Annotated in this window: 22 protein-coding genes and 1 pseudogene; 8 read left to right on the forward strand and 15 right to left on the reverse strand. The window is 70.0% G+C overall.

Annotated elements, in window-relative coordinates:
* Window positions 1-115: 115 nt before the first annotated feature.
* From NON19_RS04855 to NON19_RS04865, 3 genes are read right to left on the reverse strand one after another with little or no spacing between them, the layout of a single operon-like run.
* Window positions 116-1180 carry an alpha/beta hydrolase family protein gene (locus tag NON19_RS04855; RefSeq protein ID WP_255925334.1) on the reverse strand — a complete coding sequence of 355 codons (1065 nt, stop codon included), beginning with the start codon at window positions 1178-1180 and terminating at the stop codon, window positions 116-118.
* A gap of 18 nt (window positions 1181-1198) precedes the next feature.
* Complete coding sequence (locus NON19_RS04860; protein WP_255925335.1) at window positions 1199-1612, reverse strand: nuclear transport factor 2 family protein; 414 nt, start codon at window positions 1610-1612, stop codon at window positions 1199-1201.
* Between the two features lie 36 nt (window positions 1613-1648).
* Window positions 1649-2569 (reverse strand): zinc-binding dehydrogenase, encoded by a 921-nt coding sequence (locus NON19_RS04865; protein WP_255925336.1) that lies wholly within the window; start codon window positions 2567-2569, stop codon window positions 1649-1651.
* A gap of 375 nt (window positions 2570-2944) precedes the next feature.
* Here NON19_RS04865 and NON19_RS04870 point away from each other — a divergent pair, with 375 nt between their 5' ends.
* Together NON19_RS04870 and NON19_RS04875 are read left to right on the forward strand one after the other, a co-directional pair.
* Window positions 2945-4777 (forward strand): AMP-dependent synthetase/ligase, encoded by a 1833-nt coding sequence (locus NON19_RS04870; protein ID WP_255925337.1) that lies wholly within the window; start codon window positions 2945-2947, stop codon window positions 4775-4777.
* A gap of 78 nt (window positions 4778-4855) precedes the next feature.
* Window positions 4856-5836, forward strand: coding sequence for a LysR family transcriptional regulator (locus NON19_RS04875; RefSeq protein WP_255925338.1), 981 nt, complete (start codon window positions 4856-4858; stop codon window positions 5834-5836).
* 11 nt (window positions 5837-5847) lie between these two features.
* On the opposite strand, the gene NON19_RS04880 is transcribed toward NON19_RS04875, so the two are convergent.
* The 5 genes from NON19_RS04880 to NON19_RS04900 all read right to left on the reverse strand — a co-directional run bounded on the left by NON19_RS04880 (window position 5848) and on the right by NON19_RS04900 (window position 10336).
* Window positions 5848-6642, reverse strand: coding sequence for a phosphate ABC transporter ATP-binding protein (locus NON19_RS04880; protein ID WP_255925339.1), 795 nt, complete (start codon window positions 6640-6642; stop codon window positions 5848-5850).
* On the reverse strand, window positions 6639-7523 hold the full coding sequence (gene pstA, locus NON19_RS04885; RefSeq protein WP_255925340.1) for a phosphate ABC transporter permease PstA: 885 nt from the start codon (window positions 7521-7523) through the stop codon (window positions 6639-6641). Before pstA ends, NON19_RS04880 begins: the two co-directional genes overlap by 4 nt.
* Window positions 7523-8518 carry a phosphate ABC transporter permease subunit PstC gene (pstC, locus tag NON19_RS04890; protein ID WP_255925341.1) on the reverse strand — a complete coding sequence of 332 codons (996 nt, stop codon included), beginning with the start codon at window positions 8516-8518 and terminating at the stop codon, window positions 7523-7525. The genes pstA and pstC overlap by 1 nt, the downstream gene beginning before the upstream one ends.
* Before the next feature lie 73 nt (window positions 8519-8591).
* Entirely contained in the window at window positions 8592-9776 is a 1185-nt protein-coding gene (pstS, locus tag NON19_RS04895) for a phosphate ABC transporter substrate-binding protein PstS (RefSeq protein ID WP_255925342.1), read from the reverse strand.
* Window positions 9777-9868: 92 nt separating this feature from the next.
* Complete coding sequence (locus NON19_RS04900) at window positions 9869-10336, reverse strand: hypothetical protein (protein ID WP_255925343.1); 468 nt, start codon at window positions 10334-10336, stop codon at window positions 9869-9871.
* Window positions 10337-10523: 187 nt separating this feature from the next.
* On the opposite strand from NON19_RS04900, the gene NON19_RS04905 reads away from it, so the two are divergent.
* From NON19_RS04905 to NON19_RS04915, 3 genes are all read left to right on the forward strand, one after another.
* Window positions 10524-11042: a hypothetical protein gene (locus NON19_RS04905; RefSeq protein ID WP_255925344.1), complete on the forward strand. Its 519-nt coding sequence runs from the start codon at window positions 10524-10526 to the stop codon at window positions 11040-11042.
* Between the two features lie 264 nt (window positions 11043-11306).
* Window positions 11307-11990 carry a GNAT family N-acetyltransferase gene (locus tag NON19_RS04910; RefSeq protein ID WP_255925345.1) on the forward strand — a complete coding sequence of 228 codons (684 nt, stop codon included), beginning with the start codon at window positions 11307-11309 and terminating at the stop codon, window positions 11988-11990.
* A gap of 104 nt (window positions 11991-12094) precedes the next feature.
* The gene (locus tag NON19_RS04915; RefSeq protein ID WP_255925346.1) at window positions 12095-12700 is read left to right on the forward strand and encodes a YceI family protein; all 606 of its coding nucleotides are present in this window, start codon (window positions 12095-12097) and stop codon (window positions 12698-12700) included.
* A 171-nt stretch (window positions 12701-12871) separates the two neighbouring features.
* Here NON19_RS04915 and NON19_RS04920 read toward each other — a convergent pair whose 3' ends face one another.
* The 4 genes and pseudogenes from NON19_RS04920 to NON19_RS04935 form a co-directional block, all read right to left on the reverse strand.
* Window positions 12872-13921 carry a YncE family protein gene (locus NON19_RS04920; RefSeq protein WP_255925376.1) on the reverse strand — a complete coding sequence of 350 codons (1050 nt, stop codon included), beginning with the start codon at window positions 13919-13921 and terminating at the stop codon, window positions 12872-12874.
* Between the two features lie 27 nt (window positions 13922-13948).
* Window positions 13949-15355, reverse strand: a pseudogene (locus NON19_RS04925) (alkaline phosphatase family protein); the annotation flags it as partial.
* Window positions 15356-15552: 197 nt separating this feature from the next.
* Window positions 15553-16020, reverse strand: a complete 468-nt coding sequence (locus NON19_RS04930; RefSeq protein WP_255925347.1) for a hypothetical protein — start codon at window positions 16018-16020, stop codon at window positions 15553-15555.
* A 219-nt stretch (window positions 16021-16239) separates the two neighbouring features.
* Window positions 16240-16671, reverse strand: a complete 432-nt coding sequence (locus NON19_RS04935) for a MarR family winged helix-turn-helix transcriptional regulator (RefSeq protein ID WP_255925348.1) — start codon at window positions 16669-16671, stop codon at window positions 16240-16242.
* Between the two features lie 106 nt (window positions 16672-16777).
* Here NON19_RS04935 and NON19_RS04940 point away from each other — a divergent pair, with 106 nt between their 5' ends.
* A complete protein-coding gene (locus tag NON19_RS04940; protein ID WP_255925349.1) occupies window positions 16778-17191 on the forward strand; it encodes a DUF1398 family protein in 414 nt (137 codons plus the stop codon).
* Window positions 17192-17290: 99 nt separating this feature from the next.
* Here the strand turns inward: NON19_RS04940 and NON19_RS04945 are convergent, their stop codons facing one another.
* The gene (locus NON19_RS04945; protein ID WP_255924431.1) at window positions 17291-17746 is read right to left on the reverse strand and encodes a transglycosylase SLT domain-containing protein; all 456 of its coding nucleotides are present in this window, start codon (window positions 17744-17746) and stop codon (window positions 17291-17293) included.
* A gap of 412 nt (window positions 17747-18158) precedes the next feature.
* Between NON19_RS04945 and NON19_RS04950 the strand changes: the two genes are divergently transcribed.
* Window positions 18159-18335, forward strand: a complete 177-nt coding sequence (locus NON19_RS04950; protein ID WP_255925350.1) for a hypothetical protein — start codon at window positions 18159-18161, stop codon at window positions 18333-18335.
* A 60-nt stretch (window positions 18336-18395) separates the two neighbouring features.
* Here the strand turns inward: NON19_RS04950 and NON19_RS04955 are convergent, their stop codons facing one another.
* Complete coding sequence (locus NON19_RS04955; RefSeq protein ID WP_255925351.1) at window positions 18396-19085, reverse strand: transglycosylase SLT domain-containing protein; 690 nt, start codon at window positions 19083-19085, stop codon at window positions 18396-18398.
* An 874-nt stretch (window positions 19086-19959) separates the two neighbouring features.
* Window positions 19960-20601 (reverse strand): TetR/AcrR family transcriptional regulator, encoded by a 642-nt coding sequence (locus NON19_RS04960; protein ID WP_255925352.1) that lies wholly within the window; start codon window positions 20599-20601, stop codon window positions 19960-19962.
* 410 nt (window positions 20602-21011) lie between these two features.
* On the opposite strand from NON19_RS04960, the gene NON19_RS04965 reads away from it, so the two are divergent.
* Window positions 21012-21626, forward strand: coding sequence for a hypothetical protein (locus NON19_RS04965; protein ID WP_255925353.1), 615 nt, complete (start codon window positions 21012-21014; stop codon window positions 21624-21626).
* The last annotated feature ends 376 nt before the right edge of the window (window positions 21627-22002 follow it).

The following is a 22002-nucleotide window of genomic DNA, read 5'->3' on the forward strand; positions in this document are numbered from 1 at the left end:
GTCACCGGCATGCCTGTGTTACGCCACCTGGTGGCCCACGGCAGTCGGCGCGGCCCATCGGCCGAGGTCGCGGCGCCACCCCGGTTCGCGGACGGGAGGCGCTCGGGCTACCGGCTCAGCCGGTGAGGCGCTCGACCAGCCAGTCGGCGGTGGACGGCAGCCAGTCCGCGCGGGCGTTGCCGAGCAGATGGTCGCCGTGCGGCACCAGCAGGTACTCGCCCCCGGGGGCCTGCCGGGCCAGGAGCTCACCGTTGGTCACACCGGGAATGGTGTCCTGCCCGCCGTCGACGACCCGCAACGGGCTGACGATGCGCTCGGCCACCCCGCGCAGATCGAGCCGGGCGCTGAACTCCCGTGCCGCGTCCAGTCCTCCGCAACGCTGCGCCAGGGTCTGGCTGACATACGCGTTCAACTCGTCCCAGACGAGCCAGTACGGTCCGCTGACCGTCGCCGTGGCGCGGATCCGCGGCTCGTACGCGGCGCCGAGCGCGGCGTAGAACCCGCCCATGCTCAGCCCGATCACCCCGGTCCTGGCGGCGTCGACGCCGGGACGCTCCTCCAGCGCGTCGACAACTCGGCCCAGCACCCGGTGGTAGTCAGCCTGCACGGTGGTCGTCGCGGCCAGTACGCCCTGGCCGGGGCCGTCCATGGTGAACGTGGCGAGGCCCCGGCGCAGCAGCGCCTCGGTCACCGCGTGGAACTCCTCCTTGCTGGAGTCGAGTCCGGGCACCACGACCACCACCGGCGGCCGGTCCGCTCCCTCCGGGGCGCGCAGCCATCCCGCGAACCGGCCGGGCTCCTCGACCCGTTCGGCCTTCGGGTCCAGCAGGGTCAGCGCCCTGCGCATCGCCTCGTCGGACTCGCTGGCGGCCAGCGCGGCGGTGGCACGGTCGGGGTGCGGCAGCAGTACGGAGTAGTGGAACCAGCGGGCGGCGGTCCGGTACGCATCGCCCGCCGACACCAGACGCCCCTCGGCCTCGCCGCGTTCACCCGCGGCGAGATGGCCGCGCCCGGCCGCACGGAAGGCGTCGGGCCAGTCGTGGAGCGAGGCCAGGCCAGCCGTCACCCGCTCGTACTCGAACGGATCGAGCCCGGCGCCGGTGGCCCGTGACCGGTTGATCGTTATGAACTGGGCGAGGATGCCGGGGAGTTGGAGAAAGGACGTCACGGTTTCGCTCACGTTCTCGGTTTCCTGGGGTTACTGGTGGTCGGGGAAGAGCACGGTGGCGGCGTGCCGGGTGTCGGTGTACTCGCGTACGGAGGCGATCCGGCCGTCGCGCACGGTGAACACCCCGATGCAGCGGTTGTGGTACTCGGCGCCGCGCACGGAGACGGCGTCCGAGGTCCACTCGGCCACCACCCGGTCGCCTTCGGCGATGACCTCGGCCAGCCGGATGACCACGGTCTCCGGCCGGAGCAGGGCACCGGCCGCGCCGAGGAAGTCGTCGACGATGGTGTCGCGGCCCCGCCATGTGCCGGACGGCGGTAGATCACCGGGATAGTGCCAGGTGGCGTCGTCGGCGAAACTGTCACGGATCACCGGCAGATCACCCGCGGCGACCGCCTCCACGTAGCGGATCACAACGGACTTGGGGTCGCTGTCCGCGGCCATGGTCGAACTCCTTGGGATTCGGAAGGGGTTGGGATGTCACGCGACGGTGAGCACGGCCTTGCCGCGCACCCGGCGGTCACGCAGGTCGGTGAGAGTGCCAGCGGTTTCCGCCCAGTCGGCGACCCGGCCGATCTGCGGATGCAGCCTGCCCGTGGCGACCAGGCGGACCAGCACGGCCAGGTCGGTGCCGTACGGGGTGTCGCTGTCGGCATAGTGGAAGTGCCGCAGGGTGGCCGACTCGGGGCCGGTGAAGAAGTCGAAGAAGTCCAGCGTCACCGGCCGGCGGCTGGCCTGGCCGAACCAGACCAGCGTGCCGCGCCGAGCCAACCGGGAGAGCGCCAGCGTGAGTTGGTCGCCGCCGGTCGACTCCAGCACCAGGTCGAAGTCGCCCTGGGCGTCGTTGATGTCCTGGACGACCTCGGTGGCGCCCAGCTCCGACAACCGTCGGCCGCGCTCCGGCGAGCCGGTGACCGCGGTGACCTCGGCGCCGCCGCCCGCGGCGAGTTCGGTCAGGTAGTGGCCGACCCCGTCGGAGGCGCCGGTGAGCAGCAGCCGCTTCCCGGCCACCGGTCCGGCGGCCCGCAGCAGCCGCAGTGCGGTCAGCCCGGCCAGTGGGAGCCCGGCGGCCTGCACGGTGGTCACCGCGTCGGGCAGCTCGGCCAGCGAGTCGGTCGGTACGGCGACGTACTCGGCCCAGCCACCGGCTGGCGGATGGCCCACGACCCGGCGGCAGTTGGCGGGTCCCGACCCGTCCGCCGCCGCCTGGACCACCATGCCCGCGATGTCCTTGCCCGGCCGCCAGTCGGGCCTCGGGCGCTCCAACTGGAAGGTCTCGCCGCGGTCCACCGAGAACGCCTCGACCTTGACCAGTGCCTCGTTCGCCCGGGGCCGCGGCTCGGGGACATCCGCCAGGGCGACCGGAGTGTCGGCCCGCCCGGTCGGCACGAACGCCTTCATCGCACGTCCGCCTTTCGCTGAGTGCTTGGGTTGGTGCGTCCAGCACACCCCGCGGCGCACCCATCGGTCCAACAACCGTTCGACCGTGCTGACAACCGTTGGTTGTCGACCAGCGCGGGCTACGACCTTGCGCCCGGGTGCGTGTTCCGACGGGCCAGCCGGGCGTTGTCGACGCGGCGTCAATCACACTGCTAACAAGGGAAGTTGGGCGGAATGCCCCTGTGTCCGCGGGTAACTGTGGGAGATCTTGCGGAGACTTCGCGCCGCCGTCATCAGAATCAGCCGGTGCCCTATGCAGCCAGCGATCCGGCCGGTAGTTTTCGCTGCCTCCTCTCCGTCAACGGGGGTCGAGCCCTGGCTCAAGAAGGGGGCGCCATGCGCGAATTCAGTCTCCCTCTCCTCGTGGAACCGCTGCGTTCGGGCGGTTTGGCGGACTCGTTGTACGAGGTGGCCGCCCGCGAACCCGGTAGGGTCCTGTTGGCCCGACGCAGCCCCGTCCGACCCGACGAGTGGACCTCGGTGACCGCCGCCGCCTTCCGTGACGAGGTCGTGGCACTGGCCAAGGGCCTGCTGGCCCAAGGCATCGGCTTCGGGGACCGGGTGGCCATCATGGCGCGGACACGGTACGAGTGGACGCTCTTCAGCTACGCGCTGTGGTCGATCGGAGTCCAACTGGTCCCCATCTACCCCACGTCCTCGGCTGAGCAGGTCTGCTGGATGCTGTCGCATACCCAGGCGGTGGCCGTGGTCGTCGAGGGAGAGGACCACGCGATGACGGTCGGAGCCGTGTGCGACCGGCTTCCGGCGCTTCGCTGGATCTGGCAGATGGACAGGAACTGCGTACCCGAGCTGTGCGCCCAGGGCCGAGACGTGCCCGATGACCTGGTGGACCAGTTGCGCTGGTCGGTGGAACCCCACTTCCCCGCGGTCATCGCCTACACCTCCGGCACCACCGGCAGGCCCATGGGATGTCTGATCTCCCATCTCAATCTGGCGGCCCAGTGCGACACCCTGATCGCGGGCTGGAGTTCGCTGCTCGCCGCACCCGGCGAGCAGCCGTCGATCCTCACGTTCCTGCCGCTGTCGCACGTCTACGGGTTGGTGGTGCAGGTCGCCTGCCTGCGCGGCGGCATCGTGCTGGGCCATGAGCCAGCCCTCACGGCGGATGCGCTGCTGTCCGCGTTCGCCTCGTTCAAGCCGACGTTCGTCTTCGCGGTACCGTACGTCTTCGAACGGATCCTGCGCTGTGCGCGCGACGCCGCGCAGCGGTCGGGACGGGCGCAGCTGTTCGACAAGGCCCTGGACGTGGCCGTGCGCCACGCCGAGGCGACCGAGCGGCTGGCCTGGGGCACCGGCCGGGGGCCGTCCCCCGGTCTGAAGGCGGCGCACGCGGTCTTCGACCACATGGTGTACAAGAAGCTCCGGTCCGTCTTCGGCGGCCGGGTGCGGTACGCGGTCACCGGCGGTTCGCCGTTCAGCCGGGAACTGGGCCTGCTGTTCGCGGGCGCGGGCATCACGGTCTACGACGGCTACGGACTCACCGAGACGACCGGCGCGGTCACCACCCAGCCGCTCGGCCGGGTGCGGTTCGGTACGGTGGGCCGCCCGACGCCGGGGCACTCGGTGCGCATCGCCCACGACGGCGAGGTGTGGGTGCGCGGCAGCACGGTCTTCTCGGGGTACCTGGGAGACCCGGCCGCCACCGAGGCGGCACTGCACGAGGGCTGGCTGCGCACCGGTGACCTCGGATACCTGGACGGCGACGGCTATCTGACCATCACCGGCCGCAAGAAGGACGTCATCATCACCAGCGGCGGCAAGAGCGTCTGCCCCCTGCTGCTGGAGGAACGGCTGCGCCAGCATCCGCTGATCTCCCAGTGCGTCGTGGTGGGCGACAACCGGCCGTACATCGGGGCGTTGATCACGCTGGAACCCACGGAGCTGGCGCGCTGGCAGCGGATGGTCGGCGGATCGACGTCACCCGGCCGTGCGGTGGTGTCGGCGAACCAGGCACTGCACGCGGAGATCCAGCAGGCGGTGTCCATGGCCAACACCGCGGTCTCACGCGCGGAGTCGATCAGGGCCTTCAGGATCCTGCCGAACGAATTCAGTGTGGCGGACGGCCTTTTGACGCCCACCCTCAAGCTCCGCCGCGGCGCGATCGTCAAGGCTTACGCGGCGGAGATCGAGCAACTCTACGCCGGTTAGGGGGCGCCGCGAGGACAGCCGCCCGGTCAGCACCGGCGGTGTGATTCCACCGCCAGCCGCGCGGTTAGGGTGAGCCGTGTGGATCTCGACCTCGCGCAGGTGCGTGCGTTCGCCACGGCCGCCGAACTGCTGCACTTCGGCCGGGCCGCGGAACAGCTGTCGATCAGCCAGCAGGCACTGTCCAAGCGCGTCGCACGGCTGGAGACGGCGCTCGGCGTCAGGCTGTTCGACCGCGGCACCGGGCTGCGGCTGACCGAGGCGGGGGAGCGGTTCCTGGAACCGGCCCGCAGTGCCCTGGTCGCTGGCAGGCACGCGGTAGCGGCGGCACGCGGCACCCGGCAGACGCCGCGCCTCGACGTCTGGGGGCACCTGTACCTGCCGATGCGGACCGTCGCGCGGGTGCTGGACGCGTTGCCGGATCTCGACGTGGAGCCGGGCGCCGGACGGGATCTGCCCTCGGTGGCCGCCGCGTTGCTGCGCGGCGAGATCGACGTGGGCTTCGGCCGCGTCCACCGCCTGCCCGAGCACCTGGACACCGGCCTGACGCACCGCCTGGTGCGGCTGGAGCCCGTGGACGTGCTCGTCGGCGCCGACCACCCGCTGGCCGACGCCACCGAACTGCGCCCCGCCGACCTGCGGGACAGCGTGCTGTGGTGCCCGGCGGAAGTGGCACGCCTGGACTTCCTACGGCAGTTCGCCGATGACTTCGGTATCACCGAACGGGTCGGCGGGCCGAACCTCGGCCTGCCGCACTTCCTGTCCCGGCTGCGCACCGAGCCGCGCGCCTTCTCGCTGTTCCCCGCCGACTGCCCGCCCCTGGACGACCCCGGCGTCCGCGCCATCCCGCTGGTCGCCCCCACGCCGCTCTACGCCTGGTCCCTGATCTGGCGCGACGACCAGCGGCACCCCCAACTCGACGCGCTGCTGCGGGCGTTCACCGAGATCGCGAGCGGCAGCAGATGGCTGGAGTACGACCCGGAACACGACTGGCTGCCGGAGGCGGCCGCCCTCACCCCGCTCGCCTCACCTGTGCGCCGTCCGCCGGAGCACCGGCGCTGACCGTTGTGCGCTCAGCCGATCTTCCCGCTGATGTAGTCCTCCGTGGTCTGCCGCCGCGGGGAGCTGAAGATCCTTTCCGTGGGCCCGACTTCGACCAGTCGTCCCGGCTCGCCCACCGCCGACATGGTCAAGAACGCGGTGGTGTCGGCGACACGGGCCGCCTGCTGCATGTTGTGGGTGACGATGACGACGGTGTACGTCTCCTTGATCTCCCTGATCAGGTCCTCGATGGTGAGCGTGGAGATCGGGTCCAGGTGCGCACAGGGCTCGTCCATCAACAGGACTTCCGGCTCCACCGCCAACGCCCTGGCGATGCACATCCGTTGCTGCTGGCCGCCGGACAGGCTCGCGGCGGGCGCCTTGAGCCGGTCCTTGACCTCCTGCCACAACCCGGCCTTCGTCAGCGCCTGTTCGGCGACATCGTCGTGCGGGCCGCGGCCGAGGCGTCGGCCAAGGTGCAGCCCGGCCAGCACGTTGTCGCGGACGGACATGGTGGGGAACGGTGTCGCTCGCTGGAAGACCATGCCGACCCGTTGCCGTATCTCCACCGGGTTGCTGCCCTTGGCGTAGATGTCGGCGTCGTCCAGCAGCACCTGGCCGGTCAGGCTGGCGTCCGGCACGGTCAGGTGCAGCCCGTTCATACAGCGCAGCAAAGTGGACTTGCCGCTGCCGGAGGGGCCGATCAGCGCGGTGACCTGACGCGGCTCGATGACCAGGTCCACGTCCGCCACCGCGGGTTGGCCGTGGTAGAAGGCGGTCAGGTTGACCACGTCGATCCGGGCGGCAGCGGTGGTGTCAGGGGTCATCGGGCACTCCTGACGATGCCGCGGCGGCTGATCAGCCGGGCGCCGACGCTGAGCACCAGCACGATGACGACCAGGGTGAGCGTCCCGGCCCAGGCCCGGGCCTGCGCGGTGGCGAACCCCGTGATGGCGTTGCTGAAGATCTGCAGCGACAGGGTGGACATCCGACGGGTCGGATTGGTCTCCAGGAAGAGGTCGTTGCCCAGTGCGGTCAGCAGCAGCGGCGCGGTCTCGCCCATCGCGCGGGCCACCGCCAGCATGACCCCGGTGACGATCCCGGAGCGGGCGGTCGGCAGCACGATGGACATGACGGTGCGGGCCCGGCTCACCCCGAGCGCCAAACTGGCCTCGCGCAGTTCGACCGGCACCAGCCGCAGCACCTCCGCGGTGGCCCGGATGACCAGCGGCAGCATGATCAGGCCGAGCGCCACCGCCCCGGCCAGCCCGGAGAACCCGAAGTGCGCGACCCACAGCGCGTAGACGAACGCACCAGTGACGATGGACGGCAGACCGATCAGTACGTCGGTGAGGAAACCGCACGCCCTCGCCAGCCGCCCCCGGTACTCCACCATGTGCACCGCGGCGGCGATGCCGACCGGCACCGACAGCCCGGTGGCGATGCCGACGATCACCAGCGAGCCGACGATCCCGTTGGCGAAGCCGCCGCCCGCCTGCGAGGGATCCCCCGGCGGAGTGTGCGTCAGGAACATCGGTCCGAGGTACTTAAGCCCCTGACCGGCCACATAGCCGAGGATCCACAGCAGCAGCGCCACCACGCCCGCGGTGACCAGGCACAGCACCACCGTCATCGCGGTGTTGACCGACAACCGGCGCGGCAGACCGCGGCGGGCGGCGGACGCGGACGTGGACGCGGGGGCGGCCATCACGCGATGTCCTCTCGGGTGCGCCGGACGATCAGCTTGCCGACGGTGTTCACAGCCAGCGCGATGACCAGCAGCCAGGCGCCCACCACCATCAGCGACTGCAGGTGGAACGGCTCGGTGGACTCGGTGAACTCGTTGGCGATCACCGAGGCCATGGTCGCCCCGGGGCCGAGAAGGCTCGTGGTGATCGACAGGGCGTTGTTGCCGATCACCATGGTGACCGCGATGGTCTCCCCGACCGCCCGGCCGAGGCCGAGTACCGCGGCCCCGGCGATCCCCGAGCGGGACCGCGGCAGCACGGCCATCCGCACCATCTCCCAGCGCGTCGCGCCCAACGCCAGTGCCGACTCCTTGTCCTCGGTGGGAACGGTGGCGAAGACCTCGCGGCAGATCGCCGTGATGATCGGCAGGATCATGATCGCCAGCACCAGACCGGCCACCAGATAGGAGACGCCGAAGAACGGACCGGCGAACAGCGGCCCGATCACCGGCGCGGTACCGAGGGTCCGCGACACCCATACACCCGCCGGGCGCACTGCGGGGATCAGCGCGAAGATCCCCCAGAACCCGTACACCACCGACGGGATCGCGGCCAGCAGGTCCACCAGACCCGACAGCCACCGGCGAAGCCAGCGCGGCGCGATCTCGGTCAGGTACAGCGAGACGGCCACCGCGACCGGCACCGCCAGCACCATCGCGATCAGCGAGGTCACCGCCGTGCCGTAGGCGAACTGCGCGATGCCGTACGGGTTCGGATGCCGCCCGGTGGCGGTGGCCTCGGACGGCGCCCACCGGTCGGAGAGCAGATAGCTGAGGATCCCGTACTGGCGCAGCGCGGGCCACGCCTGCTGCACCAGGAACACCGCGGTGGCCACCAGCACCACGATCACCAGTGCGGCGGCCGCCCGGACGGCGTACTGGAAGACGGTGTCGGTGCCGTGCCATCGGCCGCGCACCCGCCGCCGCGGGGTGGGGGAGCCGGGCAGGGGGGTCATCTGTCGTTCCGGGGTCGGGCTGCGCCGGTGGCGGGAAGACCCGGCAGGCGGCTCTCCCACCGCTCGGCGGTGGCTAGGTGACGGCGGGTCTGCCGTTGACGGTGACCTGCTTGAGCTGGTCCACGGCCAGCCTTTGCAGGTCTTTGCTGAGGGGCGAGTAGTTCAGGTTGGCGTTGAGGTCCTGTCCCTTGGACAGCACCCAGGAGAAGAAGTTGACCAGCGCCGCGGCCTTCGCCGGATCCGTCTGGTTGCGGTACAGCAGCGCATAGCTGGTGCCGCTGATCGGGTAGGCGTCGGGGTCGGTGCCCTTGATCACCGCGTGGTGGAGGATGGCGGGGAAGGCGGCCCCGTTCGCCGCCTTGGTCACGGTGGCGACGCACGGCTGGACGAACCGGCCCGCGCTGTTGCGTACCTGGCCGTACGTGCTGTTCTGCGCCAGTACGTAGTGCAGCTCCAGGAAGCCCAGCGCGCCCTCGGTCTGGCTGACCTGTCCGGAGACGCCCTCGTTGCCCTTGCCGCCGATGCCGACCGGCCAGGCCACCGTTTTTCCCGCGCTGCGGCTGGGGCCGCCGAGCGCGTGCACCCAGGTGGGGGACTGCTCGCTGAGGAAGTCGGTCCAGATGTTGGTGGTGCCGGAGCCGTCGGAGCGGTGCACCACCGCGATGGGCTCCTTCGGCAGCTTCTTCCCGGGATTCAGTTCGGTCAGCGCCGGGTCGTTCCACGCCTTGATCTTCCCGGCGTAGATCCTGCCGAGCACGTCGCCGGTGAACTTCAGCCCCGATTTCACACCCGAAAGGTGGTACGCGGGCACCACCGCGCCCAGCAGCAGCGGGATCTGCAGCACCGGACCCTGGGCCTTGGCCTGCTCGGCCGGGGTCATCGCGGTGTCGCTGTCGCCAAAGTCCACCGTGCGGGCCTGGATCTGCGCCACACCGCCACCGGAGCCGATCGACTGGTAGGCCACCTGGACACCGGTGGACTGGCTGTAGGTCTTCGTCCAGTCCGACATCATCGGCGCCACGAACGTCGACCCGGCCCCCGACAGCGCCCTGGCGCCGCCGGGCAACTCGCCGAACGGCACCGGGAAGCGGGGCTGGTGCTGGGGGGACCCGCAGATCTGGGCGCCGAAGTCCGCTCCGGCCGCGGACCGCGAGCCACCGCTGGGGCCGCCGCCGACGTTGCTGGTGCTACCGCAACCGGTGGCGACCAGCGCCAGGGCGACCAGCGGAACGAGCCCGGCCAGGGCCTTGCGCGCCATGGCACCCATTCTAGGAACGGCCCGCGCCCTTGGCGTGCGGCGCGCGCTCGCGCGTCGGGCCCCGGAACCACCTGCCGTCGGGAGACGGTGCCTCACCTCTCGCTGGGCTCGGTAGGCTCGCGGGTGAAGTGGCGGTGGGTGGTGCGAGCGATCTCGTGCCAGAACGGCGCCGCCGTCAGATACGCGCCGAGCAGGGACAGCACGCCCAGCGAGACATCGACGCTCACCCGCCCTTGCCTGGCCCAGTACACGTCCTTCAGGTCCAGCAGCAGTGCGAACTCGTCGGCGATCAACGCACACCCGGCGCCGTAGACGGCGGCCACCGCGGGATGCCCGACGGTCCGCTCGTCGCCGCGTACCGCGACCAGGCCGACGCCGGTGAGGGCGGCGATGCCGAAGTTGTAGTGGTGCACGTGCTCTCCGCCCGTGGAGATGTTTCCCCAGGGCAGCCAACCGCCGTGGATGCCATGAGTGATCAGCCGCGCGGTACCGAAAGTCGTCCCGAACGAGACCCAGGTGACCAGCAGGGATCTCTTGGTGCGGGAGAGGTGTGAGTCCACCACCGCTCTCCACCGATCGGTCAAACCTGGCCGGACGGAACCGTTCTGCCGTGCTGCGCCATGTGCCATGGGGCATAGCCGATCAGAAGCGGTCGAAAACGCTCACTCGGACACGCCGTGCGGTGCGGCGAGCCACCTCAGCGCCCCCGGCGCCCCAATTCCGGCTCGCCCACCGCATCATGGACGGATGAGCGAACGTGGGGAACTGCCAGCGGCGGTGGATGCCGAAGCGCTGCTTGCCCTGGCCGAAGACCATCACACCCGCACCACAAGGCCGTTGGGCGTACGGGAAGCGGGCGGTCACCTGGTGAAGGCGTACGCCCTGGAGGCGCCGGGCCGTACGGTGACGGAACGGGACGAGGCGGCGGCGCTGCGGATCGCCGAGGCGCACCTGGCGCTCGGCCGTGCCCGGGGATCCCTCGGGCTCGCCGTGCTGATCGCCCACGCGGGCGGCGACGGTGACTACGTCCTGGTGCACAGTTGGATCGAGGGACACATGTCCGACCTCGCCGTCTACACCGGCCCGGCCGGACGACCCGACCAGCTCCGCCCGGGACGGGTTGGCCTGGCGCCCTGCGTCTGGGAGGCCGCCGTCCTGGCCCATGAGCGCGACGCGTTCACCCGGCACGTCCTGGACGGCGACGGCCCGCTCGCCGACCGGCTCACCGCATGGGGCGCGGACGTCATGCGGGGCGGTGCCCGATGACCGGCGCGGCGCGGGCGGTCGGCTGACACCTGCGGCCAGCGGAACGGACCGAACGTGCTCTCAACTGCCGGTCCACGCTGGTGCGGCCGGGGGGGGGAACGTCCCCACGGCCTTGGTGTTCTCCGGACCCGATCTGAAGTCGATCTTCAACCTGCCGTCAATCCCACGGCAACCGATCGACAACCTCGCGGCCATCAGCCAGGGCGACCGTACGCCTGTCGGTGCCCGCCGACTCCCCGTACATCCGCACCGCTGAAGGACCCAGTGCCCGTACCCGTATTCCTCCATGGCCGCAGTGTGCGCCTGGAGCCGCTCGCCGAGCACCACGTCGAGGCCCTGGCAGTGGCCGCTGGCGAGGATCGCGGCGACTACTCCTTCATACCGGTACCCAGCGGGGTGGTGGCGGCCGAACGTTACGTCGCCGACGCGCTGGCGGCCCAGGCGGCGGGCCTGGCGCTGCCCTTCGCCACGGTGCGGGTGGCGGACGGCCTGGTGGTGGGCGCGACCCGGTTCTGCGAGCTGGACTACTGGCAGGGCCCGGTGATCTGGCCGCCCGCACCGCGCGGCCCGCTGGGCGATCCGCTCACCGCGGTCCCCGACGCCGCCGAGATCGGCGGCACTTGGCTGTCCGCGGGTGCCCAGGGCACCGGGATCAACACCGAGGCCAAGCTGCTGATGCTGCGGCACGCCTTCGAGACGTGGGGCGTGCGGCGTGTCTCGATCCGTGCGGACGCGCGCAACACCCGGTCCCGCGCGGCGATCGAGCGCCTCGGCGCGGTCCTCGACGGGGTCCACCGGGCGCACACCCGCGGGCTGGACGGCGCCGTGCGGGGAACGGCGTTCTACTCGATCCTGGACGACGAGTGGCCGCAGGTGCGGGCCCGGCTCGAACAGCGGGTAGCGGCGGACTCCGTGGCGGACGGCGAGCGCCCACTGGTCTCCGCGTAGTGCCGGAAGATTTCCCCGCCCGGTCATGTTGAACATTAAACAAAGCCGACCTATGCTGGGTCGCGAAAAGTTAAAGCTTCAACTATCTCTCCGTGGGAGTCACCATGGGCCTCTTCAGCCGCAAGTCCGACACCGCCACCATCACCGCCACCGCGCCCACCGCCCAGGACCTGTCGCACCTCACCGGCGCCTACACCATCGACCCGGCGCACAGCGAGATCGGCTTCGCCGTCCGGCACGCCATGGTCACCACCGTGCGCGGCCAGTTCTCCGAGTACGAGGGCAAGCTTCACCTGGACGGCAGCGACCCGTCCCGTTCCACCGCCGAGGTGGTGATCAAGGTCGCCAGTATCGACACCGGCCAGGAGCAGCGTGACGGTCACCTGCGCACCGGTGACTTCTTCGAGGCCGAGACCTACCCCGAGATCACCTTCCGCAGCACCTCCGCGCGGCAACTCGACGCCGAGACGTACCAGCTCACCGGCGACCTCACCATCAAGGGCACCAGCAAGCCGGTCTCGATCGACCTCACGTTCAACGGCAGCGCCAAGGACCCGTACGGCACCCAGCGCGTCGGCTTCGAAGGCACCACCACCATCAACCGCACGGACTGGGGCCTGAACTACAACGCCGCCCTGGAGACCGGTGGCGTCCTCATCGGCGAGAAGGTCAAGCTCACCTTCGACATCTCCGCCATCAAGTCCGCCTGACGCAGGGCTCGTTGCCGCCGCCCGGAACCCCCGGGCGGCGCGGACCGGGAGGCGTCATCGCGGCCCGGCCCATTGGAGGGAGCCGGGCGCGCGATGCCGTAGACACTGGGAGCATCCACGCACCACGCGTAGCAGTTCGGCGCGGGGAACAGCTCCTGCCCGGGCGCGGAGCTAGGCGATCACCACCCCGCTGGGCTCGGTCGAGATGCCCAGCTCAGTGCTGGCGACGACCTCCAGCGTCCTCGCGTCGATCACATCCACCGTGCTGGAGGCATTGGTGGACACCCACACCGCGCTGTGCGTCGCGGTGAGCCCGGTCGGCACGTGGTGCACGCGCACCGTGCCCACCACGGTGTGGCGGGCGGCGTCGAGCACCGTGACGGTGTCGTCTCCGGCGCCGGTGACGTAGACCCGGGTGCCGTCCGGGCTCACCGCGATCTGCCAGGGCGTCCTGCCGACGCGGACCCGGGCGGTGACCCGGTGGCTGCGGGTGTCAATCACCGACACGGTGCCCTGCCAGGTGTTGGCGACGTACACCCGCTTGCCGTCCGGATGCACCGCCACGCCGTTGGCCCGTGCCTGGCCGGTGAGGTGGGTGCGCGTCGTGCCGTGGCCGGTGTCCACCACGGCCAGCCCATCGGCGCAGGTGACGTACAGGTGCCTGCCGTCCGGGCTGACCGCGATGGCGTGCGGGGCGAGTCCCGCCCGCCAAGTCGCCGCCACCTTGTCGGAGTTGGTGTCGATCACCGAGATCGTCCGCGACCCGCCGGGACCGGTGTCCGGGCCGGTGTTGGCCACGTAGACGCTCCTGCCGTCCGGCGCCGCCGCCACACCGTGCGGATAGAGGCCGACGGTGACGCTCGTGGTGAACCTGCCCTTCCTGGTGTCCAGTACGGAGACGGCGCTGCCCCCGGACTCGGTGACGTAGAGCTTGCCGCCGCCCGGCGTCCTGGCGATCCCGTACGGGTTCGGGCCGCACGGGATGCTGGCGACCAGCTTGTGGGTCGAGGTGTCGATGGCCGCGATCGAGTAACAGACGATGCCCGCCACATAGGCGTGCACCCCGCTGGTCGGGCCGGTCTTGGGCACCGAGTCCTGGATGCCGGGGAAGTTGGTGCCGCTGGTGCCGTGCGGGAAGTCGGCGCTGTGCGTGGTGGCGTCCTCGGTGACCCGGCTGGTGGCGTACTGGCGAGTGCCGCTGAGCGCGCTCGGGCTGGCCACCGACGCCGCGACCGGCTTGACGGCGGGGCCCCCGTGCTGGTGCGGGGGAGTCTGGTCCTTGCCCGGAACCGGCGGTGCGGGCAGCGTGGCGACCTCGTGCTCGGCTGCCCACAACTGGTGTTTCGTCGGCGGCAGTTGGGGGAACGGCCGGTTCTGCTTGAAGCCGAACGCCGAGGTCAGATCGCCGAAGGTGCGCCGCCGCCACTCGCTGATGTTGCTCTCCCGTACCCCGGTGAGCCGCTCGAGGAAACGCAGCACCGAGGTGTGGTCGAAGGGCTCACTGCACACCCAGCCGCCCTGCGTCCACGGCGAGACGATGATGCACGGCACCCGGATCCCGGCGCCGATCGGCAGGCCGTCCACGAACTCGTCGGGGGTACCCGCGGTCGGAGTCGGTGGGATGACGTGGTCGAACAGCCCGTCGTTCTCGTCGTAGTTGATGATGAAGACCGTCTTGCGCCACACCTCGGGGTTGGCTGCGACCGCGTCGAGCTGCCGGGCCAGGAAGTCCGCGCCGGACGCCGGAAGGTAGTCCGGGTGCTCGCACTGCGGCGAGGTGGGGATGATCCAGGACACTGTGGGCAGCCGGTCGTTGAGAGCGTCCTGGGCGAACTGGTCGGCGGGGCCGATGGTCAGGCCGTGCTCGTAGAGCGGCTCGCCCGGAGCGGAGTCCTGGAAGGCCTTGAAGAACTCCAGCGGGTTGCAGCCGTAGTCGTCCTCCTCCTGGTACACGTGCCAGGAGATCCCCGCCTTGGTGAGCCGCTCCGGGTAGGTGGTCCAGCGGAACGGCTTCGGTATCACGTTGCTGATCACCGGCCCGCCGAAGGCACCGCTCGGGTCGATGGTGCCGGTCCAGTGGTAGAGCCGGTTCGGCCAGGTGGGGCCGAGCACCGAGCAGTGGTAGGCGTCGCAGATGGTGAAGGACTCGGCGAGCGCGAAGTGGAACGGGATGTCGGCGCGCTCGTAGTAGCCCATGGTGTACGGGCCGTGCGCCTCGCCGTCGGCCTTGCGGTGCGCGGGAACCCAGTTGTCCATCGCGCCGCCGTTCCACGCCTCGTGCTGCACGGACCACGCGTGGCTCGTCGACGGGATCGCCTGGGCGCTGCTGGTTCTGGTGTCGAGGTGGAACGGCAGCAGATAACCGTCCGGGTTGGCCGGATCCGGCTGGTAGAAGATCGAACGGCCGTTGGGCAGCTTCGCGGCGTCGGGATCGTCGAAGCCCCGTACCCCGCGCATCGTGCCGAAGTAGTGGTCGAACGAGCGGTTCTCCTGCATGAGGATCACGACGTGTTCGACGTCGTCCAACGAGCCGGGGCGCCGCGGCGTTTCGGCCATGGCGCGCCGCAGGTTCGGGGGCAGGAGCGATGCCGCGGCGGCGGCGCCACCGACGCCCAGTGCGGACTTGAGTATGTGCCGACGCGAGAACTCGGACATGACCACCTCAATGCCAAGATCGGGAAACCGCGCCCCAGCACACAGCAACTGCCCCAGTCGCACAAGACGTTGAGCTGGCCGGAATGTGAACTCACGGTGGCACAAGGCCGAATGCGGCCATGCTCCGGCCCTCGTCCGTCACCCGTGGGAAGCGGTCGACGTACGAGGGCCGGGCGTCAGGCGGAACGGTTCGGTGGTCAGAACACGAACGGGCCGGGGTCCTGCGCCGAAGTGGCGTTGCAGGTCGCCGTGATGCCGAAGACGGTGACCTGGAGCGAACTGGCCTGCAGGCCGTCACCTGTGGGGACGGTACCGGTGAGTGGTCCGGTGGACACCGCGCTTCCGGCGGAGATGTCCGGGTTGGAGCTGCCGGTCAGCGTGACGGTCTGGGAGTTGCTGTCGGTCAGGGTGAGGGTGGAGCTCACCGAACCGGCGGAGATGTCGATGGGCGCGGTGATCGCTGAGGTGGAGACGGTGATGGTGGCCGTGCTGCCGTCCTGGGAGGCGGTGAGCGTCGCGGTACCCGAACCGTAGGAGCCGCAGTCGAACGAGAGCGTGGCGGTGTCGGGCGAGACCGCCCCAGCCAAGGGCGCCGCCACCAGGCTGGCCGCGACGATCACACCGGAGCCGAGCACCGCACCGAGCCCGAGCCTTCTATGCCGCATGATCTTTCCCTTCCGGATGCACAACTGTGGGGGGAACCGGCGTCGGCGGACGCGGGGTGCTGATCAGCGATGAACCGGAATTCGTGCGAGACAGCGGTTCGATGCCCGCTGGCCGCTTCCTATCTGACGTGAAGTCAGGTCGCCGGTGCCACGGCCCATTGATGCACGGCGGGGGTGAGACAACAAGGCTCAACGCCAAAGTTTTTTGGCGTGTTCAGGTCACGTTTGCCGTTGCTGGACGCGGTCGGTGAGGCGGCGCAGCAGGTCCCGGGCGGCGGCGATCTCGCCCGGAGGGAAGTCGGCGGCCAGTGCGCGGTGGGCCTCGGTGGCCTGGGCCGTGATCTGGTGCAGGACGTGGCGTCCGGCTGGCGTGAGTTCCAGCAGGGGCGAGCTGCGGTGATCGGGGTTCGGCCGGAAGACGGCGAGTTCCTCGCCGACCAGGTCGTTGGCGACGCGCTGCACTCCCTGACGGGAGATGCCGAGGCGGCGGGCTGCCTGGGCCACGGTTCGCGGGCTGTCGGAGACGACGCTGAGCAGCTGCCATCGGGCCTGGGTCTGGCCCATGGTCGCGGCGATCGCCTCGCCGGACCTGCGCAGCGCTCCTGCCGCCTCGAAGACATCCGCGACCAGCAAGGCCATCTCGTCGGCCATGTCACAACCCCTCGATTGACAACATGTTGTCACATTGGAACTATGTTGCCATCATAGCCCGCCCGCCACGTCCGGGTGTCGCCTCCCCAGCTATTCGGAGGACACGATGAGTACTGCGACCACGAAACTGCGAGCCGCCCTGGAGCGCGCTGCCGCCATCCGACCCAAGGTCGGCGGGTTCCCCTACCTGGCCGAGGTGCTGCGCCAGGCCGGGGTCACCCGTTGCCGGATGGCCGTACCGTCCAACGCGATGCTCTATCTCACCGACACCGGGCACCTGGTCGACCAGGGCGAGCCGCTGGTCACCGGCATGGTCGACGCGGCGGTGTTCGACCGGGAGGCGCTCATCGCGGTACTGCGCGCGGACCAGGCGGGGGAGACCACCTTCGACGAGTTCGTCCAGGGCTGCTGGAAGGCGGGTGTGATCTGGTACGACGTCGACCTGATCGCCCGTACCTGCACCTACTACGGCGCCGCAGGTGACAGCTACGTCGAGACCTACCCCGCGGTGGAGCTCTGACAGTTCATGGCTGGCGCCATCCCGCTGGGCCCGGGCCGGACGCGAACGCCCGCGCGGGGTGGGAGTCTCGCCTGAGGGCTGGAGCCTTTGGGTTTGGGCTCAGTAGGCGGAGTTGACCTTGTCGATCGAGCCGTAGCGGTGTGCCGCGTAGTTGGCGGAGGCGACGATGTTGGCGACCGGGTCGTAGATGTTCGAGGACGTGCCAGCCACGTGGTAGGCCTTGAACGTCGGGTCGATCACCTGCATGAGCCCCTTCGAAGGGGTGCCGATCTTGGCGTTGGAGTCCCAGTTGTTGATGGCGTTGGGGTTGCCAGCGGACTCGCGCATCAGGTTGCGGTGGATGCCGTCGTAGCTGCCGGGGATGCCCTTTTCGTGCATGACGACCAGGGCCTGCTTGATCCAGCCGTCGACGTTGCCGCCCGGGGTGGCCGCGGAGGCGCTGGGGGCGCCGGCGGTCGCGGCGAGTACCGACAGGCCGGTGGCGGCGAGGCCGCTCAGGGCGAAGGTACGGGCCTTGGTCAGACGGCGGGTCGAAGACTTGGGGAAGCGCAGCATGCGAGGGTTACCTCTTTCGTCGGGGACCCCAGAAGCATTAACCAGGCATTCCGGGCAAAACAAGACATAGGAATCGGCGCATACTCCGAAGCCGCTTAGTGCAAGCGCGTCCGCCCGCGACCGAAGTCCCGTCAGTCCAGGCCCGTCGGGGCCAGAGACGTACTACGAAGCCTCGTATGTGACGCACCTCATATAGGGGGCATCACAGCGAACCCCGGTAAATGTGACCGGGGTCATATTGCGGCCGTCACATAATTCGGCCCGTTGACCGGAAAGCCGGTGTGAGTAATAGGAATGGCCCGGGAAATTCCCGGGAGCCCAGGCGCGCGGCGCCCCGAGCGGCCGTGCCGTCATGGCCAGCACTGCGGCGCCGCCGAGGTGCCATACACGGCCGGTCGGCCGGGTCGGAGAGGTGGCGGAGGTCGCCCGGGCGTACCTGTTCCGCGTGACCCAGACCTTCGCCACGGGCGACGTCCAGGCGGTCGGCGGCGGCGCCGTCCTCGTCGGACGGGTCACCGCGCGGGGCGGGCTGGGCCAACGTCGCTGGCCAGGCGATCAGTTGACGAAAACGGCGAACCGCCGCGGGTGACGTACGGACCATCAGGTCCGGGTCACTCCGCGGCGGTTCGGTGTGTCGCTGAGGGTGCGATCAGTACGCGCTGTTGACGTTGTCGATCGAACCGTAGCGGTGCGCCGCGTAGTTGCAGGCGGCGGTGATGTTGGCGACCGGGTCGTAGATGTTCCACGACGTACCGGCCACGTGGTAGGTGTTGAACGTCGGCTGGATCACCTGGAGCAGACCGATGGAGGGGTGACCGGCGGCGGCGTTGGAGTCCCAGTTGTTGATGGCGTTCGGGTTGCCGGAGGACTCGCGCATGATGTTGCGGTGGATGCCGTTGTAGCTGCCGGGGATCCCGTGCTGCTTCATGATCGCCAGCGCGTGGTTGATCCAGCCGTTCAGGTTGTTCGGGTACGACTGCGTGCTCGTCGTCGCCGATGCCGGGGTGGCGCTCGCCTTGGAGGCCGTGGCCGTGCTGGAGACCTTGGGCGCGGTCGATCCGCCGGGGAGGGCCAGCTGCTGCCCGGGCTGCAGGATGTACGGGCTCACGATGCCGTTGGCCTGGGCCAGGGCCTGCCAGCCGCCGGGCACGTGCTCGGCCTGGGCGATCTTCGTCAGGTAGTCACCGGACTGGACGGTGTACGTCGCGGGCGCGGAGCTCGCGGTGGCGGCCGCGGCGGAGCCCGGTGCGGCCAGGCAGGTGAGCGCGAAGGTGCCGGCGATGACGGCGCCACTGGCGAAACCCAGGCGGGTACGGCGGTTGAATGCAGGAATGGGCATAGGAGCAGACCTCTTCCGGGGGGCTTGTCCGCAGTTGCCGGTCCCCTCGGCAATAAGCCCGCATTTCGTTTAGCGGTGCGCTGCGGCGGGGACATTCTTAGCTGCTCGGAAATAGGTCCACAATTGCTCTTTTTACTAACTTGGTTAGTGGATAGCCCCCCTGACCGGGACCTTAGGCCCGTTCCATTGGTCCTGTAAGGACGGTGTAAGCCACTAGGTGGCTTCGTAAGTGATTTGCGCCCTATGCTGCGCATCACATGCCAGCGGGCGGGAACGGACGCAAGGTAACGCCGCCGGTGCGGGTTGTGTGGATCGCGCGCCAGGTGTCCTCGACACCATCCGTAAATGAACGTAGTCGCGCTTTCGTTGCAAAAGGGCCTAATGGGCGCAAAAGGCTTTTATTCACTAACTAGGCAAAACGGACATAAGGTGCCTGGATTGCTGTCGCCCGCTCGTACCAGACGGTCTTGCCCTCCCGGGCGTGCCCGGTACCTCAGCGCTGGGCGAGCTGGGGTACCGGCAGGAGCCCGCGTCCGCCCTCGTCGAAGACCCGTGTGCGGCTGTGGCGCGGCTGGCGCCGACGCGGGCGCTGGCCTCGTCGAGCAGGCGAGCCGCTTTACGGGGCGGTGCTGGTCGGTGATGTCGGCCACCGTGGACCAGGCGCCGAAGACCTGGCCGTGCTGGCCGTGCTAGTAGTGCAGCGGCGCGGCGGTGATGGCGAAGATCCGGTCAGCCGGTGGAGCGCCCGATGGCGCGGGTCATGGCGGCGTTCTGCTCAGAACAAGGACGCCCCGCAAGCGCTGATGTCGCCCGGCGAAACTACCGCCGTTGGGTGCTCCTTATTTTTGAGCGTGGTCATCACTTATAGGCGTGGTCATCTGGCCTCCTCATGCTGGGTGAGTGCGCCGTACAAGAAGAGGGTGACCAGTTCGCGGTCGGTGAGCGGGTCGGGGGCGCCTGGGCGTCCGGCGGACATCAGCAGTAGCTGGAAGGCGTCCGCGAGTCGTTCCGGAGCGAGTCGCAGGCTGCCCCGGTCGGGTTCGAACAGGGCGGCCAGGGCCGCGCGCGGAGTGGCGAGAGCCGCCTCGCGGTCCGGCAGGCGGGTGTCCTCGCTCGACTGACCGGCGGCCGGACGCTCCAGCCGTCCGGCGGCGGCCAGGGCACCAGCGACCGCGCCTATCCGACTCATGTAGCCGCGCATCACCTCGGCGGCCTCGGTAAGGCGCGCCGGGAGCGGCTGGTCGAGGGAGATCGACTCCAGGTGGGCCACGGTGTCCTCGGAGCGCAGGACCTCCGTCATGCAGGCTGCGAGCAGCGCGTCCTTGTCCGGGAAGACGCGGAATATCGTGCCTTCCCCGATGCCCGCGGCGCGGGCGATCTTCGCCGTGGTCACGGCGGAGCCGTACTCGATGACGAGAGGGAGGGCGGCGGTCACGATCATTGCGCGGCGCCGGTCGGGATCCATGGCCGGTGCGCGCCGACGAGCGGGTGCGGCGGGAGTGGTGTTCTCTGTCATGCCTCAAGAGTACGGAGTGAGTGCTCACTCCGTCAAGGGGGAATGTTCGTCCTCTCCGAGCACATGTCTCAACGGCCAGTCGATCAGCGTCCGTTCACCTCCGGCCAGCAGCGGTCCGGGGAGCCGAACGGTTCGGCAGCCTGCCGTGCTCAACGCCCGTAAACCAGTTGAAGATGGACAGTTACTTGCGTGACGATGCGAAGGCTCGGCGGGGTTTTTGATGCTTCGGTGGTTGTCGATCAACGGCACGTCAGGAGTTGTGCAACCAGGGAACTGAAGCAGCGAGTTACCGCGTCGCTCCAGGTAAGAGGTCAGCGGAGTGACAGCACGACCACCGGAGGAAGTCCATGGGGGAACCTTCTGCGTATAGCCCTTCACAGGGCCCGCTTTCCAGTAGCCCCGGCCACCTGTTGGAGGAGGACCGGGGCGAATTCGACCAGGTGCTGCGAGAGGCGCTGGAAGCTCCGGGGATCCGGCGGGCACTGCGCGGTGCCGCTCAAGTGGTCACCGCCGAGCAGTTGCGCGCCCGGGCGTTCGGCGCGAGTGCGCTCATCGCCGCCGCCGCGCACGCGGAGTACCAGGAGTATGTGCGGATCCGCGAGGCCGCCCGCCTCCTGGACGGAGGGCGCGGTGACCGGAGGTCGAGTGCTGATCCGGCGCTGGGCGGACGCGGGCAGCTCGGGGCCGCGCTGGCCGTACTCGTTCCGGTGCTGGGCGGCGTGGCGGCCGCCGTCTTCCTGCTGATCGGCTACGGTCTGCGGCTGTTCGGAGCCTGGCCGCAGTTCGCCGGGACGCTGGTGGCCACCGGCTGGGCGACGGCCGGAATCGCCGCGGTGGTCGCGCTGTCCGACGCGGTCGGCCTGCTGGCCGCCGCCGCGCGCAACGGTGCCGAGGTGAGCGCGGAGCGGACCCCGGACGTCGAACGCGTCCGCGTCGCGTGGCGGGCGGCACTACTGGAACGCGGCATGTTGCCCTATCTGCACGGCCAGTTGCCGCAGAAGCGGTCCGCGCGCGTCGAGGCGTAACGCGACCCGCCGACCGTCGCATGCACCGACGCGCACGCCGACCCGTCGACCGCCGCGCACATGGACGCGACACCGCCGCTCGCCCGGCGCGTCAACCGCCCACACAGGCGCGCCCACCGCCGCTCGCCCGGCGCATGAACCACCGCCAACACCGGCGCCCCAACCACCGCCAACACCGGCGCCCCAACCGCCGCCAAAGAACGGAACCCCGGGGCGAGGCCCCGGGGCTCTGTCGATCACCTTGAAACCGGCGTCAGTTGACGCAGGGGATGCCGCCCTCCTTCACCGAGTCGCCCGCGAAGGCGCTGTCCGGCGGCGCCGACGCGGCGCTCGCCGGGGACGCGGACTGAGCCGTGCTGGAGGAACCGCCCGAGGC

The sequence above is a fragment of the Streptantibioticus rubrisoli genome (assembly GCF_024436055.1).
GTDB classification, from domain to species: domain Bacteria; phylum Actinomycetota; class Actinomycetes; order Streptomycetales; family Streptomycetaceae; genus Streptantibioticus_A; species Streptantibioticus_A rubrisoli.

Coding starts and splice junctions, on each gene's coding strand:
- pstA (WP_255925340.1), bottom strand. CDS start 7,523: ATGGCCGCCCCCGCGTCCACGTCCGCGTCCGCCGCCCGCCGCGGTCTG.
- NON19_RS04960 (WP_255925352.1), bottom strand. CDS start 20,601: ATGACAGAGAACACCACTCCCGCCGCACCCGCTCGTCGGCGCGCACCG.
- NON19_RS04870 (WP_255925337.1), top strand. CDS start 2,945: ATGCGCGAATTCAGTCTCCCTCTCCTCGTGGAACCGCTGCGTTCGGGC.
- NON19_RS04945 (WP_255924431.1), bottom strand. CDS start 17,746: ATGCTGCGCTTCCCCAAGTCTTCGACCCGCCGTCTGACCAAGGCCCGT.
- NON19_RS04865 (WP_255925336.1), bottom strand. CDS start 2,569: ATGAAGGCGTTCGTGCCGACCGGGCGGGCCGACACTCCGGTCGCCCTG.
- NON19_RS04915 (WP_255925346.1), top strand. CDS start 12,095: ATGGGCCTCTTCAGCCGCAAGTCCGACACCGCCACCATCACCGCCACC.
- NON19_RS04940 (WP_255925349.1), top strand. CDS start 16,778: ATGAGTACTGCGACCACGAAACTGCGAGCCGCCCTGGAGCGCGCTGCC.
- NON19_RS04930 (WP_255925347.1), bottom strand. CDS start 16,020: ATGCGGCATAGAAGGCTCGGGCTCGGTGCGGTGCTCGGCTCCGGTGTG.
- pstS (WP_255925342.1), bottom strand. CDS start 9,776: ATGGCGCGCAAGGCCCTGGCCGGGCTCGTTCCGCTGGTCGCCCTGGCG.
- NON19_RS04955 (WP_255925351.1), bottom strand. CDS start 19,085: ATGCCCATTCCTGCATTCAACCGCCGTACCCGCCTGGGTTTCGCCAGT.
- pstC (WP_255925341.1), bottom strand. CDS start 8,518: ATGACCCCCCTGCCCGGCTCCCCCACCCCGCGGCGGCGGGTGCGCGGC.
- NON19_RS04935 (WP_255925348.1), bottom strand. CDS start 16,671: ATGGCCGACGAGATGGCCTTGCTGGTCGCGGATGTCTTCGAGGCGGCA.
- NON19_RS04905 (WP_255925344.1), top strand. CDS start 10,524: ATGAGCGAACGTGGGGAACTGCCAGCGGCGGTGGATGCCGAAGCGCTG.
- NON19_RS04880 (WP_255925339.1), bottom strand. CDS start 6,642: ATGACCCCTGACACCACCGCTGCCGCCCGGATCGACGTGGTCAACCTG.
- NON19_RS04860 (WP_255925335.1), bottom strand. CDS start 1,612: ATGGCCGCGGACAGCGACCCCAAGTCCGTTGTGATCCGCTACGTGGAG.